This is a genomic window from Streptomyces sp. ITFR-6, assembly GCF_031844725.1.
In the GTDB taxonomy this organism is placed as follows: Bacteria; Actinomycetota; Actinomycetes; order Streptomycetales; family Streptomycetaceae; genus Streptomyces.
In genome coordinates, this window is record NZ_CP134612.1 from 2,686,517 (window position 1) to 2,701,820 (window position 15,304).

The following is a 15,304-nucleotide window of genomic DNA, read 5'->3' on the forward strand; positions in this document are numbered from 1 at the left end:
CCCTTCGCAGCGTTCTAGTACACCGGCTTCTCGGGCTCGATCTGGTTGACCCAGCCGATCACGCCGCCGCCGACGTGCACCGCGTCGGCGAAGCCCGCCGACTTGAGGACCGCGAGGACCTCGGCGCTGCGGACACCGGTCTTGCAGTGCAGCACGATGCGCTTGTCCTGCGGGAGGTCCTGGAGGGCGTTGCCCATCAGGAACTCGTTCTTCGGGATCAGCTTCGCGCCGGGGATCGAGACGATCTCGTACTCGTTCGGCTCGCGGACGTCGATGATCTCGATCTTCTCGTCGCCGTCGATCCACTCCTTGAGCTGCTTGGGAGTGATCGTGGAGCCGAGCGCCGCCTCCTGGGCCTCCTCGGACACGACGCCGCAGAAGGCCTCGTAGTCGATGAGTTCGGTGACGGTCGGGTTCTCGCCGCAGACCGCGCAGTCGGGGTCCTTGCGGACCTTGACCTGGCGGTACTGCATCTCCAGCGCGTCGTAGATCATCAGCCGGCCGACGAGCGGGTCACCGATTCCGGCGAGCAGCTTGATGGCCTCGTTGACCTGGATGGAGCCGATGGACGCGCAGAGCACGCCCAGCACTCCGCCCTCGGCGCAGGAGGGAACCATGCCGGGGGGCGGCGGCTCCGGGTAGAGGCAGCGGTAGCAGGGGCCGTGCTCCGACCAGAAGACGGACGCCTGGCCGTCGAACCGGTAGATGGAACCCCAGACGTACGGCTTGTTCAGCAGCACGGCCGCGTCGTTGACGAGATAGCGGGTGGCGAAGTTGTCCGTGCCGTCCACGATCAGGTCGTACTGGGCGAAGATGTCCATCACGTTCTCGGCTTCGAGCCGTTCCTCGTGAAGGATCACGTTCACCAGGGGGTTGATCCCCTGCACGGTCTCCTTGGCCGACAAGGCCTTGGACTTGCCGATGTCGGCCTGGCTGTGGATGATCTGGCGCTGCAGGTTCGACTCGTCGACCTCGTCGAACTCCACGATGCCGAGCGTTCCGACACCGGCGGCGGCCAGGTACATCAGGGCCGGCGAGCCGAGACCGCCGGCGCCCACACAGAGCACCTTCGCGTTCTTCAGCCGCTTCTGCCCGTCCATCCCTACATCGGGGATGATCAGGTGGCGGGAGTACCTGCGGACCTCGTCGACGGTGAGCTCAGCAGCTGGCTCGACCAGGGGTGGCAGCGACACAGGAACCTCAACAATGCAGGTGGTCGGTTTCTACGTACTTCGACTACGTACGGTTGTTCTTGCCGTAACACTGCCACGCCCCCTCTCATTCCGAGATACCAGGTCCGATCCGCGAGACGATTTCGTCCCAGTAGCTGGGCAGCGTCGCGAATGGATCGGTTTGTCCACGCCCGTGCGCCGGATCCGCCGTCCCGGTGCGGTCGGTGAAGAAGATCGTCCCGGCGCCCTGCCAGCGCGCGATCCGCATCGCCTCCTCCAGGTGGCTGCGCGGGACGCCGTGGACGAAGTGCGCGAACCGGCCGGGCGGGTAGGCGGCGGTCCACTCCGCCACCTGCGACCAGCGGTAGTCGGTCCACGGGCCGCGGAAGGTGACGAGCTGGTCGGCGGCCTCCGCGTAGCCGGGGTACGGGTGGGTGTCGTGCCCGAGCACCAGGTGCCCGCCGTCCCGCGCGCTGTCGCTGTCCGCCAGGAGCGCGGCGAGCGTGCTGGTGAGCCGGCGCACCGCCGGGAGGCCGGGGCGGTCGGCCGGGCAGCGGTCGAGGTAGAAGCCGTCGACGCGGTACCAGTCCAGGAAGGACCGGGCGTCGGTGAGCAGCTCGTCGAACGGCCGGTTGCCGAAGGCCAGATCGAGCCGCCCGAGCAGCCGCCCGGCCGAGGCCCGTACGGTGTCCAGCGCCTCGTCGCCGTGCACGGCCCGTTCGCGGGCGTTACGGAGCCGGCCGGCGGCCTCCAGACAGTGCGGGTCGGGACGGCTGCCGGGGCCGTTGTCGATGTCGAGGACGGCCCAGTGCAGCGGGGTGCCGGGGCGGACCAGCTCGGCCCATTCGACGGGTGCGAGCAGCGGGTGCGCGTAGCCGGGGACGCCGAAGCCGAGCCGCTCCGCGCCACTGGTGCGGCGGGCCGTTCCGCTGCTGGTCAGATACGGCACGCCGCCTCCATCCAGATGTCCGCGAGGGACTCCTCCAGATTGATCCGGGGGCGCCAGCCGAGCCGGTCCCTCGCCGTGCGGACGTCGGCCTGCTGCCAGGCGCCGCAGCCGTCCGGGTAGGGCGAGGGGGTGGCCGAGAGGTGCTCCATGACCGATTCGGCGGAGGTGCGGGGGGCGCCGATGGGCAGCCGGGCGGGGGGCGTGTCCAGCTCGTGGAGCGCGCCGGCGTATCCGGCGACCTTGGCCAGTACGGCGGCGGCGTCGCGCAGGCGCACGGCCCGGCCGGTGCCGATGTTGACGACGCCCTGGGCGGCGGAGAGCGAGGCGGCGTGCACGGCGCGCGCGACGTCGCGCACATCGACGAAGTCGCGCTGCACGCCGAGGCCGCTGAGCTTCAGGTCGCTGTCACCGGACTGCATGGCGCGGCGCATCGCCTCGGCGAGCCGGCCGAGCGGTGAACCGGCCGGAGTGCCGGGGCCGACCGGCGAGAAGACCCGCAGCACGACCGCGTCGAGGCCGGAGCCGAGGACGAGTTCGGTGGCGGCGAGCTTGCTGACGCCGTACGGGCCGCCGGGGCGCGGGATGGCGTCCTCCGCGGTGGACGAGCCGGGCTGCGAGGGCCCGTACTCGGAGGAGCAGCCGACCTGGACCATCCGGGCGGTGCAGCCGCTGCGCCGCATCGCCTCGCAGACGGTGGCGACGGCGACGGTGTTGTGGCGGGTCAGGTCGCGCGCCCCGCCCCGGGTGGCGCCCGCGCAGTTGACGACGACTCCGGGGTGGACGGCGTCCAGGAAGCGGGTGAGGGCTCCCGGGCTGCCGCTGGCGAGGTCGAACCGTACGTCGGCGTCGTCACCTCGGCCGAGCGCCGTGAGGTGTACGGCCGGGTCGGCGAGCAGCCGGTCGGCGACGAACCGGCCGAGGAATCCGTTGGCTCCGAGCAGCAGCACCCTCATCGTGCGCCCCCTGGGTGCCGACGGCGGGCTGCCGGTGCGAGGTATTGGGGGGTCATGTCCGGTGTCTCCTTGAGGCAGTTGCGTGCGGTGCGGGAAGGGACCCGCGGCGTCGGCTCCGCGGGGTGTCGGTGGTGCGTCGTGGTGTGCGTCAGGCGGCGGTGTGGGCGGAGGCTCGGGAGAGCGCGACGGTGGCGGTGGTCAGCAGGCCGAGCGCGGCCGCGCCGCAGGCCACGGCGGGTACGGCTCCGGCGCCCGCCGCCGCCACGAGGGCGTCGACGGGCCGGGCGAGGGGGTGGAGGCCGGGCAGCCGGCCGCCCAGGACCAGGGCGGGGGCGGCGGCCTCGACGGCGCAGGCGGCGGCGAGTCCGGTGGTGGCCGGTCCGGGGAAGCCGTGGACGGTGAGGAGCCTGGCCAGCAGGAGCAGTACCCCGAGTCCGGCGGCCCCGACGGGGGCGCCGCCCCCGGTCCCGAGTCCGGCCAGGTACAGCAGCGCGGTGACGGCGCAGAGGAAGCCCGCGACGGCGCCGAACAGCAGGGGGCGCACTCCTGCCGCGAACTCCTCCAGTGCGCGGCTGCCGTGCAGTTTGCGGTGCGCGTGCATGGAGAAGAGGTGCGCGCACCAGGCCGCAGGGGCGACCGCGACGGCGAGCCCGAGCACCGGCGCCGGGGTGAGGTCCCAGGGGCCTTCCGGTCCGCCGCTGAGCACCTGGCGGAGCAGGGCCTCGCCGTACAGGGCGTAGCCGAGCAGCCAGCAGCCGCACAGGTTGGCGGCTCCCGTGGCGCGGCCGCCGGCGGAGAGCGGCCCCGTGCGCAGGGCGACGGCGAGCCCGACGAACGCGAGGAGGGCGCCGCCACTGCCGAGGGCGAGCCGCGCCCCGCCGCCGAGCGTCCCGTCGGTGAGCCGCAGCGTGAGCAGGGTCGCCAGGCAGGCGGCGCCCGGCAGCAGCGCCCGGAGCGACCACGCGGCGCGCGTCCGGATGTCGCGCGCCGGAGCGGAGAGCACGGCGACGGGCTCCCGCGCGATCCCCGGTACCCGGGCGAACAGTTCCTCCGCCAGCGAGAAGACGTCGCGGTGCCGGTAGCGGGCGGCGGTGCGGTCGGTGACGCCGCAGGCTTCGAGCCCGGCGGCGATCTCCAGCGGGTCGACGGCACGCTCGCAGAGTTCGCGGTGCCGGTGCATGAGCGACTTCACCGGATCGGCGGGCCCGCGCCGCCCGGTGCTGAGCTTGCGCACCGGAGCGGCGTGCGCGACCTCGGGGGCGCGGGTGGGGGGCGCGGAGGAGGTGGGGTGCTCTGCGCATTCGGAGGGTTCGGCGGGTTCGGAATGCGCGGCAGGCTTGGCGGGCGCACTGGTCTCGGCCTTCGCAGCCCCACTGATCTCGGTGGCCCCACTGGTCCTGGTGGCCTCACCAGTCGCAGCTACCCCACTAGTCCCGGCGGCCCCACTGGTCCCGGCCACCTCACCGGTCCCGGCCGCCTCGCCCGTCCCACCCGGTGAACCGGGGACGAGCGCCCGCGAGCGGGGGTCCCAGCCGCTTCCGGTCGCCGGTGCGCCGGGTGCCTCGGTCGGGTGGCCCATCGTCGTTCCTCCGTGCTGCTCACCGGGGGCGCCGGGCGGCCCGGTCCGCTCTGTACGGCGGCCCGGTCCGGCCGCTCTCCGGTCACGCATCGCCGTCCCCCGCTCCGCGCGCCCCCGCGCAGACTCCGCTCCCGGCCCAGCTGGGTGTGCGCTCGGCCGGTCCCGGAGCGGGGTCTTCGTCCAGCTCCGGCCACAGGCCGAGGACATGGGCCTCCGGCGGGGTGGCGAAGGGGCGCGGCCCGCCGTCCTCGTTCGCCGTCGCCGCGTCCCTGCGCACCGGCGCCCGAGCGATCAGCTCCAGGTAAATGCCGCGAAATGCCGCGAGGTTCTGTTCGACCGTGAAGAGTTCGAGCGCGCGGGCGCGGGCGGCCGCGCCGAGGCGCGCACGGCGCTCGGGGTCGCGCAGGAGTGCCAGACAGGCGTCCGCGAGCGCCCGGGGATTGCGCGGCGGCACCACGAGCCCCGTCCCTCCGATGACCTCGACGACCGCGCCGACGTCCGTGGAGACCGTGGCCCGGCCGCAGAACATCGCCTCGACCAGGCTGATCGGGAAGCCCTCGACCACGCTGGAGAGGACCACGATCCCGCCGGCCGCGTACGCCTGGGCGAGGTCGGGGACCTCGGCCCCGCCGATCTCCTCGAAGGAGACCGGGTTGTCGCCCACGGCGTGCGCGTCGGCGGCCTCGTCCGGGAAGAGCTGGGCGGCGAGCGCCCGGCACTGCGCGAGGTAGCCGGCGCCCTCCGGCCCCTGAGCCGCCGCGCCGATGACACGCAGCCGGGCATCGGGCTCGGCCCTGCGCACCTCCGCGAAGGCGTGCAGCAGGGCGACCAGGTCCTTGGCGGGCTCGATCCGGCCGACCCACACCAGGGTGTCCGGGCCGCCGTCGCCCTCGGTCTCGCCCAGCGCCGCGAACCGGCCGGACTCCATGCCGGGGTAGACCGTGCGCACCTTGGCGGGGTCCGCGCCGCAGCGCTCCTGCCAGCGGCGGGCGTGGGTGTTGCCCGGGGTGATCAGCGCGGCCTGGCGGTACACCTCGGCGGCGAGCCGGCCGTGGAGGTTCGCGAGGAGGGCGCGCACCGGCGCACTGAGCGGGGTGCCCGTCGCCGCGAGGTAGTGCGACCGCAGGCGCACGGAGTGCTCCGTGACCAGCAGCGGCACGCCGAAGAAGCGTTTGGCCAGCAGGCCCGGCAGGGCGGCGGCGCCTCCGGAGGTGGCGTGGCAGAGGTCCACGGCACCGAGGCCCTCCTCGTCGTACCAGTCGAGGGAGAGCGGGCGGAGCACCCGGTCGAGTTCCGCGGCGAAGGCGAGGAGGTCGGGGACGGTAGCGGCCTGGACGGTGCGGCCGGTGCCGGGCGCGCGGCAGGCCGTCTCCAGGATCCGCACCGCGGTCTCGGAGCGGAGCGCCACGGGAAGTCCGCCGTGTTCGCAGGCGAGTTCGGCCAGACCGTAGAGGCCGTCCGTGAACCGCGCGTCATCGGTGAGACGCACGTCGTCGGCGGACCGCGCGCCCCCGCCGGTCAGCAGCCGCGCGTCCTCGGCGGACCGGGCGTCCTCGGCGGGCAGCCCGTCCTCGGGGCCGTCGCCCCGCTCGGTCAGGGACGCGCCCGCGGCGCAGACCGCGGTCGCGAGCGCCGTGAAGTGGGTGGTGAAGCGGCGTCGTTCACGCCGTCCGTAGGAGTGCGCGCCCCCGCCGGTCAGCAGTCGGGCGAGCAGCCCCCTGGGGGCGTGCAGGCCCAGGGCGTCCTCGTCGGCGGTCCACAGCGGCGCCGTCCGCACCCGGCTCACCTGGAGGGGGAGCTGGACCCAGCCGCGCGCCTCCTGTTCGGCGTCGCGGCTCAGCGCGAAGAGATCGAACTCGTGTTGCGAGAGTCCCCGCACCAGACGGTCGCACCAGAGTCTGGACTCACCGGTCGCATACGGATAACCACCGTCGGTGAGGAATCCGATCCGCACGAGCACACCCCCGATCTCCCTTGTGGGCGGCCACCGTTGGATCGGCGACTCGCAGCGGGACGACCGTAAGCGGATACGCCGGTGGTGCGACGGACGGTTGTCCGTCGCACCACCGAAAGGGGTGAACCGGCGTAACTTTCCCACCCCTGTAGCGTTCCGTCGCGCTATAGAGGCGGTCGACTACGTACGGTCAGGCGGCGAGGGCCTCCGCCCGCGCCGCGCGGCGGACCGCCGCGAGGGCCGGATCGAGCGCCGGAACGGCCGCCAGGAGCTGTCTGGTGTACGGGTCACGGGGCGTTCCGTAGACCTGTTCCACCGGGCCCTCCTCGACGATCCGGCCGTGGCGCATGACGGCCACCCGGTCGCTGACCTGCCGGACGACCGCGAGATCGTGCGCGATGAAGACCAGCGCGAGCCCCAGTTCCCGCTGGAGCTCGGCCAGCAGCGCGGTCACCTGGGCCTGGGTTGTCACGTCGAGGGCGGAGACCGCCTCGTCGCAGACGATCAGCCTCGGTTCCGCGGCCAGCGCCCGCGCGATGCCGACGCGTTGGCGCTGCCCGCCGCTGAACTCGTGCGGATAGCGGTCGTACTGCTCCGGATCGAGTCCGACGCGCTCCAGCAGGTCCCTTACGCGCGCCCTGATCGCGCTCTCGTCGCGCTGCCCGCGCGCCCGCAGCGGGTCCGCGACGGACTCGCCCACGGAGCGGCGCGGGTTGAGCGAGGAGACCGGGTCCTGGAAGACCATCTGCACCCGGTCCACCCGGTCGAGCCGTCCGGAGGTGGGCTCCAGGAGGCCGACGAGCATCCGCCCGAGGGTGGTCTTGCCGCTGCCGCTCTCCCCGACGATGCCGAGCGTCTCGCCGTGGCGGACGGTGAGGGAGACCCCGTCGACGGCGGCCAGGGCGGACTTCCCCCGCCCGAACACCTGCCGCAGGCCGTCGGCCTCGACGAGCACCTCGGCCGTGTCCGGGACAGAACGCCCGACCACACCACCCGCACCACCCGCATCCCCCGGCTCCGGGGCGATGCGCGGAACCGCGGAGAGCAGCGCCTTGGTGTAGGGCTCGCGCGGCGCGCGCAGGACCTCGGCCACCGGCCCCCGTTCCACCGCGAGGCCGGACCGCATGACCAGCACCTCGTCCACCGACTCCGCCGCCACGCCCACGTCATGGGTGACCAGCAGCAGCCCCATGCCCGTCTCGCGGCGCAGGCCGTGCAGCAGGTCGAGGATCTGGGCCTGGACGGTGACGTCGAGCGCGGTCGTCGGCTCGTCCGCGATCAGCAGCTCCGGCTCGCAGGCCAGCGCCATCGCGATGAGCGCGCGCTGCCGCATCCCGCCGGAGAACTCGTGCGGCCGGGAGCGGGAGCGGCGTACCGCGTCGGGAATGCCGACCCGGTCCAGCACCTCGACGGCCCTGGTCCGGGCCGCCCGCCGGGAGACCCGGTTGTGGACCCGGTACACCTGGGCGATCTGGTCGCCCACCGCGTAGTACGGGTCCAGCGAGGAGAGCGGATCCTGGAAGACCATCGCGGCCTTCGCCCCGCGCAGTCCGCGCAGTTCCGCGTCCCCGGCGGTCCGGACATCCACGCCCGCGACCCGGACCGAGCCGCCGACCTTCGCGCCGGTCCCCCGGTGCAGCCCGAGCAGGGCGTACGCGGAGGCGCTCTTGCCGGAGCCGGACTCACCGACGACGCCGAGCGCGCCACCGGCCTCCAGCGAGAACGACAGTCCGCGCACCGCGTGCACGTCTCCGAAGGAGATCGAGAGATCGGTGACCTCGACGAGACTCATGACAGCACCACCCGTCGGTCGGCCATCGCCTGGAGGATGTCCGCGACGGCATTGGCAAGGACGACGAAGAAGCCGGTGACGAGCACCAGACCGACGACGACCGGGAGGTCCACCTGCTTGACGGCCTCGACGAGTTCGCGGCCGACGCCGGGGATCCCGAAGAGGGACTCGGTGAGCACGGCGCCGCCGAACATCGAGCCGATGTCGAGTGCGCCGAGCGCGATCACCGGCGCGAGCGCCCCGCGCAGGGCGTGCCGTCCGACGATCGCCCGCTCGCTGACCCCGTACGCCCTGAAGGTGCGCACATGGTCCTCGGCCAGCGTCTCGAGCATGGAGGCGCGGGTCATGCGGGCGTACGGGGCGGCGGAGACGAGCGCCAGCGAGATCCAGGGCAGCACCAGGTTCCAGGCCCACTGCTCCGGGTTCTCGGTGAGCGGGACGTAGTCCGGGAACGGCAGGATCTGGAGCGCCGTGACGCAGATGATGATGAGCAGCAGGCCGATCACGAAGACGGGCGTGGCCATGCCGGCGAGGGTGATGCCGGTGAGGATGCGCTCGGTGGCCCGGCCGCGCCGCCACACCGAGAGCAGTCCGGTGCCGACGCCGAGCAGCATCCACAGCACGAAGGCGCCGACGGCGAGCGAGGCGGTGGCGGGCAGCTTGGCGATGATCAGCTGGGTGACCTGCTGGCCGCTCTGGTAGGAGAGCCCGAGGCAGGGGGCGTCGCAGTGCACCACACCGGTGCCGGTGGAGTAGTCGCGCCCGGCGACCAGGCTCTGCAGGAAGTGCGCGTACTGCACGTACACCGGGTCGCCGAGGTGCAGTTGCTCGCTGACCTGGGTGACCTGGGCGGGCGAGCAGCGCGGGCCGCAGGCGATCTGGGCGACGTTGCCGGGGGCGACGTAGAAGGCGGCGTAGACGACGACGCTCAGGGCGAGCAGGACGAAGAGGGCCCCGCCGATGCGGCGCAGCAGGAACAGGCTCATGCTCCGGCCTCCTTCTTGGCGCCGGTGCCGATCCGCAGCCGGGAGGCGGCGCGCGGGTCGAGCGCGGTGCGCACGCCCTCGCCGAGGACGGTGAGCGCGAGCACGGTGACGAAGAGCAGCAGGGCCGGGATCAGCAGATAGGTGGGCGCGGCCTGGTACCAGGTGTCGGCGTCGCTGAGCATCTGTCCCCAGGACGGGGTGGGCGGCTTGATGCCGACCCCGAGGAAGGACAGGGCCGCCTCGACGACGATGTTGGACGGGAAGAGCAGCACGGCGTACGTGATGACGGGCGCCGCCAGCGAGGGCAGCAGTTCGCGCCGGGCGATCTGCCAGGAGCCCCAGCCGCTGAGCCGGGCGGCGGCGACATGGTCGCGGGACTTCAGGGAGAGCGTCTGGGCGCGCACGATCTTGGAGATGCCGGACCAGCCGATCAGGCCGACGACGACGGCGATCAGGACGGGGCGGGGGAAGCCGGGCGGGACGACGGCGAGCGCGCCGAGCGCGATCACCATGACCGGCAGGGCGACGACGACGTCGGTGATCCGGCTGAGCGCCTGGTCGACGAAGCGGTTGCCGAGTCCGGCGGCCAGCCCGACGAGGACTCCGGCGATCACCTGGAGCAGGGTGGCGCCGAGCGCGACGCCGAGGGAGACCCGGGCGCCGTGGACGACGCGGGCGAACAGGTCGCGGCCGGTGAGCGGTTCGACGCCCAGCCAGTGGTCGGCGCTGATCCCGCCGAAGGAGCCGAGCGGGACCCCGCCGGTCGCGGAGTCGACGAGGTCCGGGTGGTACGTGGTGGGGTTCTGGCCCTCGATGCCCGCGAGCAGCGGTGCGGCGAGCGCGGTGAGGACCAGCAGGGCGACGACGGCGGCCGCCACGAGGGCGGCACGCCGGGCGCGCAGCCGGCGCCAGAACGGATGGGCCCCGGAGGCGGGGGCCTCGACGGCCCCCGCCTCCTTGACCAGCAGTGCTTCGGCCATGGTTACTTGACCGCGACCTGCGAGATGTCGAGCACGCCGGTCCAGTCGCTGATCACGACGTTCTTGACGGACTTGCCGTACAGGCGCTTGTAGACCGGGTGGAACAGCGGCACGGTCAGCGCCTGCTCACCGACCTTCTTGTCGAGGGCGCCCCAGCGCTTGGCGGCGGCGCCCAGGTCGGTCAGCTTGTTGATCTCGTCGATCTCCTTGTTGACCGAGGCGTCGTCGAACTGGGCGGAGTTGAAGTTGTACCCGGCCTTGACGATCTGGCGTCCGTCGAAGATCGGCGCGAAGAACGGGCCGCCGGACGGCCAGTCGGCACCCCAGCCGCCGAGGAAGAAGCCGGGCTCCGTCTTCACGTTGTAGACGGTGTCCGAGTAGGCGTTGGACTCCAGGCCGCGGAGCTTGACGGTGATGCCGGCCTTCTTCAGCGCCTCCTGGAGCGCGGTGGCGATCTCCGGGCTGGTGGCGAAGTTCTTCTCGTTGTTGTGCGTGAGGGTGACGGTCAGCCCCTTGGGGTAGCCGGCCTCCTTCAGCAGCTCCCTGGCCTTGGCCGCGTTGCCGTTCTTCCCGGCCGGGAAGGCGTCGTACGGCGTGTAGCCGAAGGACTTCTGGTCGGGCAGGAAGGTGGTGGCGGGCTCGGCGAGCGAGGAGCCGCCGGCGGCGTTGACCACGGAGGAGCGGTCGACGGCGTAGGAGATGGCCTGGCGCACCTTCGGGTTGTCGAACGGCTTCACCTTCGGGTTGAAGGCGATGTAGTTCGTGTAGCCGAAGTGGCCGGTGCCGACACGGGCGGCGAGCTTCTTGTCGCCGGAGACCTTGGCGAGTTCGGCCGGGCCGAGGTTGGTGTCGGTGGTGACGGCGGCGGAGTCGGCGCCCTGGGAGGCGGACAGCCGCTGGTTGATGACGGCGGAGTCGAGGCCGGAGCGGACGTCGATCCGGTCCGGGTAGGCCTTGCGCTCCTCGTCGGTGGCGGCCGACCAGTGGGTGTTGCGCTCCAGGACGAGGCGCTCGCCGTCGCCCTCGTTCCTGACGACCTTGTACGGGCCGGAGGAGAGCGGGTGCTCCTCGTACTTGGTGCCGGTGTCCTTGGCCTTCGGTACGGGGGTGGTCTGCGTCTGGGTGGCGAGGTAGGGGAACTCGCCCTCGGGCTTGTTGAGGTGGAAGACGATCGTCTTCGCGTCGGGCGTCTCGATCGAGTCGAGGCCCTTCTTGTCCTTGTACGGGCCCTGGTAGTCGGCCCCGCCGATCAGCCAGTCGCGCAGATAGGGCGCGCCGCCGGAGAGTTCGGCGGCGAAGGAGCGCTCGATGCCGTACTTGATGTCGGCGCTGGTGATCGCCGTGCCGTCCTCGTACTTCAGGCCGTCCTTGAGGGTGTACGTCCACACCTTGGCGTTCTTGCTGGGCTTGCCCAGGTCGGTCGCCAGGTCGGGGACGACCTTGGCGCCCTCCGCGCCGTCCTCCCGGTTGCGGGTGGTGAGGGTGCGGAAGACGAGGGAGGGGACGTTGCCTCCGCCGGAGGTGTAGAGGCGGGCGGGGTCGAAGTCCTCCTGCGGGGCGCTGTTGAGGACGGTCAGCGTGCCGCCCTTTCTGGGCGCGCCCGCCGCACCGGAGCTGTCGTCGCTCCCCTTGCCGCTGTCCTCTGGCCCGCAGGCCGCGGCGGTTGCTGCCACGACGACGACTGCGGCGGCCGCTGCTGCGCGGCGCGATATGACGGACGGTTGACGCATCGGAAGATGACCTCTCGGAGAACTGCCTGGTGAGGGATACGGGAGCGGATCCGTGCAGGCGGCGAGAGGGACATGTGCGTACGACCGGTCGGTACCCGGGACCGGAACACTGGTAACTGCCGCGCCTGCGGACGGAGTACGCCCGGTGCGGCAGTCGTGAAGGGGCCGGCCGGCCCGTCAGGGCTCGGACGGCGGGGGCCGACGCGCACTCGGGCAGGCGTCAGCAACAGTCGACGTCGGCGACACTGTGCCCGGTCACACCGATGAGCGCCAGCTCGATGGCTGCGCGTCCGGAGGTGCGGGGGCTGTGTGACATGCCGAGAAATATGGGCGACGGCCCACACGATGTCAACGCGACACGAGACGGTCGTCTCACTACTCGGACGGACGTCGCCGGGAGACCACCCCCGGTGGTCCGGCGGCCGGCCTCTCCGGCCCCGGCTCCGCGCCCCCTCACGCGGCCGCGGGCCGGGCTCAACCCTTCGGATGCACCCAGGCGTTGGGCCGGCACTTGATGTTGTCGATATCGAGTGATTTGGTCTGCTGCTGCATCACCGGAGCGGGGGTGCCCGGCGTGCGGCAGCTCACATGGTTGTGACCCAGCCGGTGGCCGACCTCGTGGTTGATCAGCATCTGGCGGTAGGGGTAGAGCTTGTCCGGGCCGAAGGTGGACGAGCCCTGGGCCCAGCGATAGGCGTTGATCATCACGCGCTCGGTTGCGGCGGAGTCGCAGGAGACGTTGTCCACGGTCGTGTCCAGACCCGACTTCTCGCACCAGACGCCAGTGGTCCCCGGACTGGCCAGTGTGATCACGAAATCCGGATCGCCGGTGGAAATCCGTTCGAAGGTCATCGCGCCGTCGTGCGCCCAACTGCGTTCATCATTAAGGGCTTTCTGGACCGCTTCGGCAAAGAGCGCGGAATCGAGCCCGAGCCCCTTCTCGACATCGATCCGGTAGACGTACCGGTGTCCCTTGCCCGGAGCCTTCGCCGCTCCCGGCACCGCTTCGAATTTCCCGGAACCCTTGAGCTTCGGCGCCAGCGGATAGGGCTTGGCCATCTTCTGCTCGTACGTCAGCGGCTTGACCGCCACCTTGGGCGCGGGGGTCTTCCTGCCGTCCGAACGGGAGGCGCTGTCCGCGCCGTCCCGGTCGACGCCCGCGGCCTGCGCGGCACCCGAGCGGCCGCCGCCGTCATGGGCGACCTGGCCCGCCACGACCACCGCGAGCACCGTGGTCACCGCGGCGGCCGCGATACCGGTGAAGGTGCGGCCCCTGCCGCCCCTGGACTCCTGGGGCGTACCGCCCTCGCCGCCGGGCGGCTGCCCGTCCCGGTCACCGGCGGGGGCGTACGGGCCGGCGGGGGCGTCCTGCTCCGGCACCGGGCGGCGAGACGGCCGGGCGGACGGGGCGGACTCTGCCGACTGAGCGGACCGGGCCGGCTGGGCGTCGAACGCCTCGACGAACTCCTTGCGCGGTCCCGGTATCAGCGGCTTGGTGCCGGTCTCCTGAGCCTGCGGACGCGGGGGCGCCGAGGCCTGGACACCGATGCGGCCGGGTCCGCCGCGCGGCGGGCCCGGCCGTTCGACGGGTCCGGTGCCCCAGCCGCCACCGGGTTCACGCTGTTCGGGGTGGCCGCCGCGCACCTGGGGTGCGCCTTGGAACGGGGCGGGGCCGCCGGTGGCCGGTGGCGCCTCGCCCGGCCGCCTGCGCCGGCCGTTGCCGGGTGCCGGCCTGGTGTCCTCGCGCCCGGCACCCGGTTCCGCCGGGGCGGACCCGGCCTCCGGGGCCTTGGGCCCAGGGCCCTTTCGACTGTGTCGTCCCACGCCCCGGATCAGCTCCCGCCGTCTTCGTCGAGCAGTTCCCGGAACGCCTGGGCGACCGCCTCCGGGTACTCCATCATCGCCACGTGCCCCGCGTCGGGCAGTGTCAGCAGCCGCGAATCGCGGAAGGCCGCGGACGCTCTGCGTGCCATCCGGTACGAGACGAGCCGGTCCCGTCCGCCGTACACGAGCTGGGTCGGTGCGAGCACCCGCTCGGCCTGACGCCACAGCCCGTGCTGACCGCCCAGCGTGTACGCGTCGACGATGCCACGTGCCGAGCGCGCCATGGCGTCCCAGAAGTACGGCAGTTCCAGCCGTCGCTCCATTTCGGCCACCGCCGCACGGAAGCCCTCCTCCGAGACCCGTGCCGGATCGCCGTAACAGAGTGCCATGACTCCGCGGGTGCGTTCTTCCGCGGTCCAGTCCCGGGTCATCCGGGTGAACAGGGATACGAGTCCCGGAACCGCGAGCAGTGCGGTCGGCGCGGCCGACAGCTGCACCCGGATCTCGGGGAGCGCGGGCGAGATCAGGGTCAGCGTGCGCACCAGGTCGGGGCGGACCGCGGCGACCCTGGTGGTCACAGAGCCGCCGAGGGAGTTGCCGAACAGATGGACGGGTCCGCGCTCCTCCGCGTCCAGGAAGCGGATCACCGCGCGGGCGTGACCGGTGACCGAGTAGTTGCCGTCGTCCGGGGGCGGGGAGTCCCCGAAACCCGGCAGGTCGAGCGCCTCACCGTCCACCACGTCCTGGAGCAGCGGCATCAGCGCCGACCAGTTCTGAGAAGAGCCGCCGAGGCCGTGCACGTAGAGGGCGGGCGCGAGGCCCGTACGCTCCGGCGGCCGCGATCGGACGTTCAGGGTGAGCCCGGCCAGCGTGACGGAGCGGAGTCTCTCGCCCTCCGCGACCCGGACGGTGCTCACCGTGGGGGCCGCCGCCGCTGCGGCGGCGGCACGGACTCCCGGCAGCTCGGTCGAAGACATGCGGCAATGTTACGAGACGATCACACCGCGATTCGTGTGTTCGCCGTCACACACCGCATAGCGGCATCGGGTCCCTGCTCCTAGGCTCGGAGCAAGGAAGGGAGCCACCATGACGGTCGACCCCAGTGATCCGGAGTCCTTCGAGGACGTCCGACCCGACGGACCCGGCCAGGAGACACCCGAGGCGGACGCCGCCGAGCAGCAGGCGGAGCTGCGGCCCGAGAGCGACGAACCGCTGACGGAAGTCGACCGGAACCGTGCGAACGAGGCGGACGCGGCGGAACAGGCCCGCGCCGTCTCGCACGACGAGCACGACGAGGACGACTACCGCTGAGGCGAGGACGATTACCGCTGATACGTCCCGCTATACGGCAGAGGTCACCAGGAAATGCGGCTACCGCGGGCGTC

Annotated in this window: 13 protein-coding genes; 1 reads left to right on the plus strand and 12 read right to left on the minus strand. The window is 72.5% G+C overall.

Annotation, left to right across the window (positions count from 1 at the left end; all coding sequences use genetic code 11):
- Positions 1–14: 14 nt before the first annotated feature.
- The 12 genes from moeZ to RLT59_RS11950 form a co-directional block, all read right to left on the minus strand.
- Positions 15–1,193 (minus strand): adenylyltransferase/sulfurtransferase MoeZ, encoded by a 1,179-nt coding sequence (gene moeZ, locus RLT59_RS11895; protein WP_311303375.1) that lies wholly within the window; start codon positions 1,191–1,193, stop codon positions 15–17.
- Positions 1,194–1,278: 85 nt separating this feature from the next.
- A complete protein-coding gene (locus tag RLT59_RS11900; RefSeq protein ID WP_311303376.1) occupies positions 1,279–2,121 on the minus strand; it encodes a spherulation-specific family 4 protein in 843 nt (280 codons plus the stop codon).
- Entirely contained in the window at positions 2,109–3,074 is a 966-nt protein-coding gene (locus RLT59_RS11905; protein WP_311303377.1) for an NAD-dependent epimerase/dehydratase family protein, read from the minus strand. Before RLT59_RS11905 ends, RLT59_RS11900 begins: the two co-directional genes overlap by 13 nt.
- Positions 3,075–3,222: 148 nt before the next feature.
- Positions 3,223–4,653, minus strand: coding sequence for a hypothetical protein (locus tag RLT59_RS11910; protein WP_311303378.1), 1,431 nt, complete (start codon positions 4,651–4,653; stop codon positions 3,223–3,225).
- Between the two features lie 82 nt (positions 4,654–4,735).
- Complete coding sequence (locus RLT59_RS11915; RefSeq protein ID WP_311307694.1) at positions 4,736–6,607, minus strand: glycosyltransferase; 1,872 nt, start codon at positions 6,605–6,607, stop codon at positions 4,736–4,738.
- A gap of 190 nt (positions 6,608–6,797) precedes the next feature.
- The gene (locus RLT59_RS11920) at positions 6,798–8,399 is read right to left on the minus strand and encodes a dipeptide ABC transporter ATP-binding protein (RefSeq protein ID WP_311303379.1); all 1,602 of its coding nucleotides are present in this window, start codon (positions 8,397–8,399) and stop codon (positions 6,798–6,800) included.
- Positions 8,396–9,385 (minus strand): ABC transporter permease, encoded by a 990-nt coding sequence (locus RLT59_RS11925; protein ID WP_311303380.1) that lies wholly within the window; start codon positions 9,383–9,385, stop codon positions 8,396–8,398. Before RLT59_RS11925 ends, RLT59_RS11920 begins: the two co-directional genes overlap by 4 nt.
- The gene (locus tag RLT59_RS11930) at positions 9,382–10,365 is read right to left on the minus strand and encodes an ABC transporter permease (RefSeq protein ID WP_311303381.1); all 984 of its coding nucleotides are present in this window, start codon (positions 10,363–10,365) and stop codon (positions 9,382–9,384) included. Before RLT59_RS11930 ends, RLT59_RS11925 begins: the two co-directional genes overlap by 4 nt.
- A gap of 2 nt (positions 10,366–10,367) precedes the next feature.
- Entirely contained in the window at positions 10,368–12,095 is a 1,728-nt protein-coding gene (locus tag RLT59_RS11935; protein ID WP_311303382.1) for an ABC transporter substrate-binding protein, read from the minus strand.
- 220 nt (positions 12,096–12,315) lie between these two features.
- Positions 12,316–12,411 carry an Ms4533A family Cys-rich leader peptide gene (locus RLT59_RS11940; protein ID WP_311303383.1) on the minus strand — a complete coding sequence of 32 codons (96 nt, stop codon included), beginning with the start codon at positions 12,409–12,411 and terminating at the stop codon, positions 12,316–12,318.
- 158 nt (positions 12,412–12,569) lie between these two features.
- Positions 12,570–13,919 carry a DUF3152 domain-containing protein gene (locus RLT59_RS11945; RefSeq protein WP_311303384.1) on the minus strand — a complete coding sequence of 450 codons (1,350 nt, stop codon included), beginning with the start codon at positions 13,917–13,919 and terminating at the stop codon, positions 12,570–12,572.
- Between the two features lie 8 nt (positions 13,920–13,927).
- Positions 13,928–14,896 carry an alpha/beta fold hydrolase gene (locus tag RLT59_RS11950; protein ID WP_311303385.1) on the minus strand — a complete coding sequence of 323 codons (969 nt, stop codon included), beginning with the start codon at positions 14,894–14,896 and terminating at the stop codon, positions 13,928–13,930.
- 109 nt (positions 14,897–15,005) lie between these two features.
- On the opposite strand from RLT59_RS11950, the gene RLT59_RS11955 reads away from it, so the two are divergent.
- Positions 15,006–15,230 (plus strand): Rv3202a family protein, encoded by a 225-nt coding sequence (locus RLT59_RS11955; RefSeq protein ID WP_311303386.1) that lies wholly within the window; start codon positions 15,006–15,008, stop codon positions 15,228–15,230.
- The last annotated feature ends 74 nt before the right edge of the window (positions 15,231–15,304 follow it).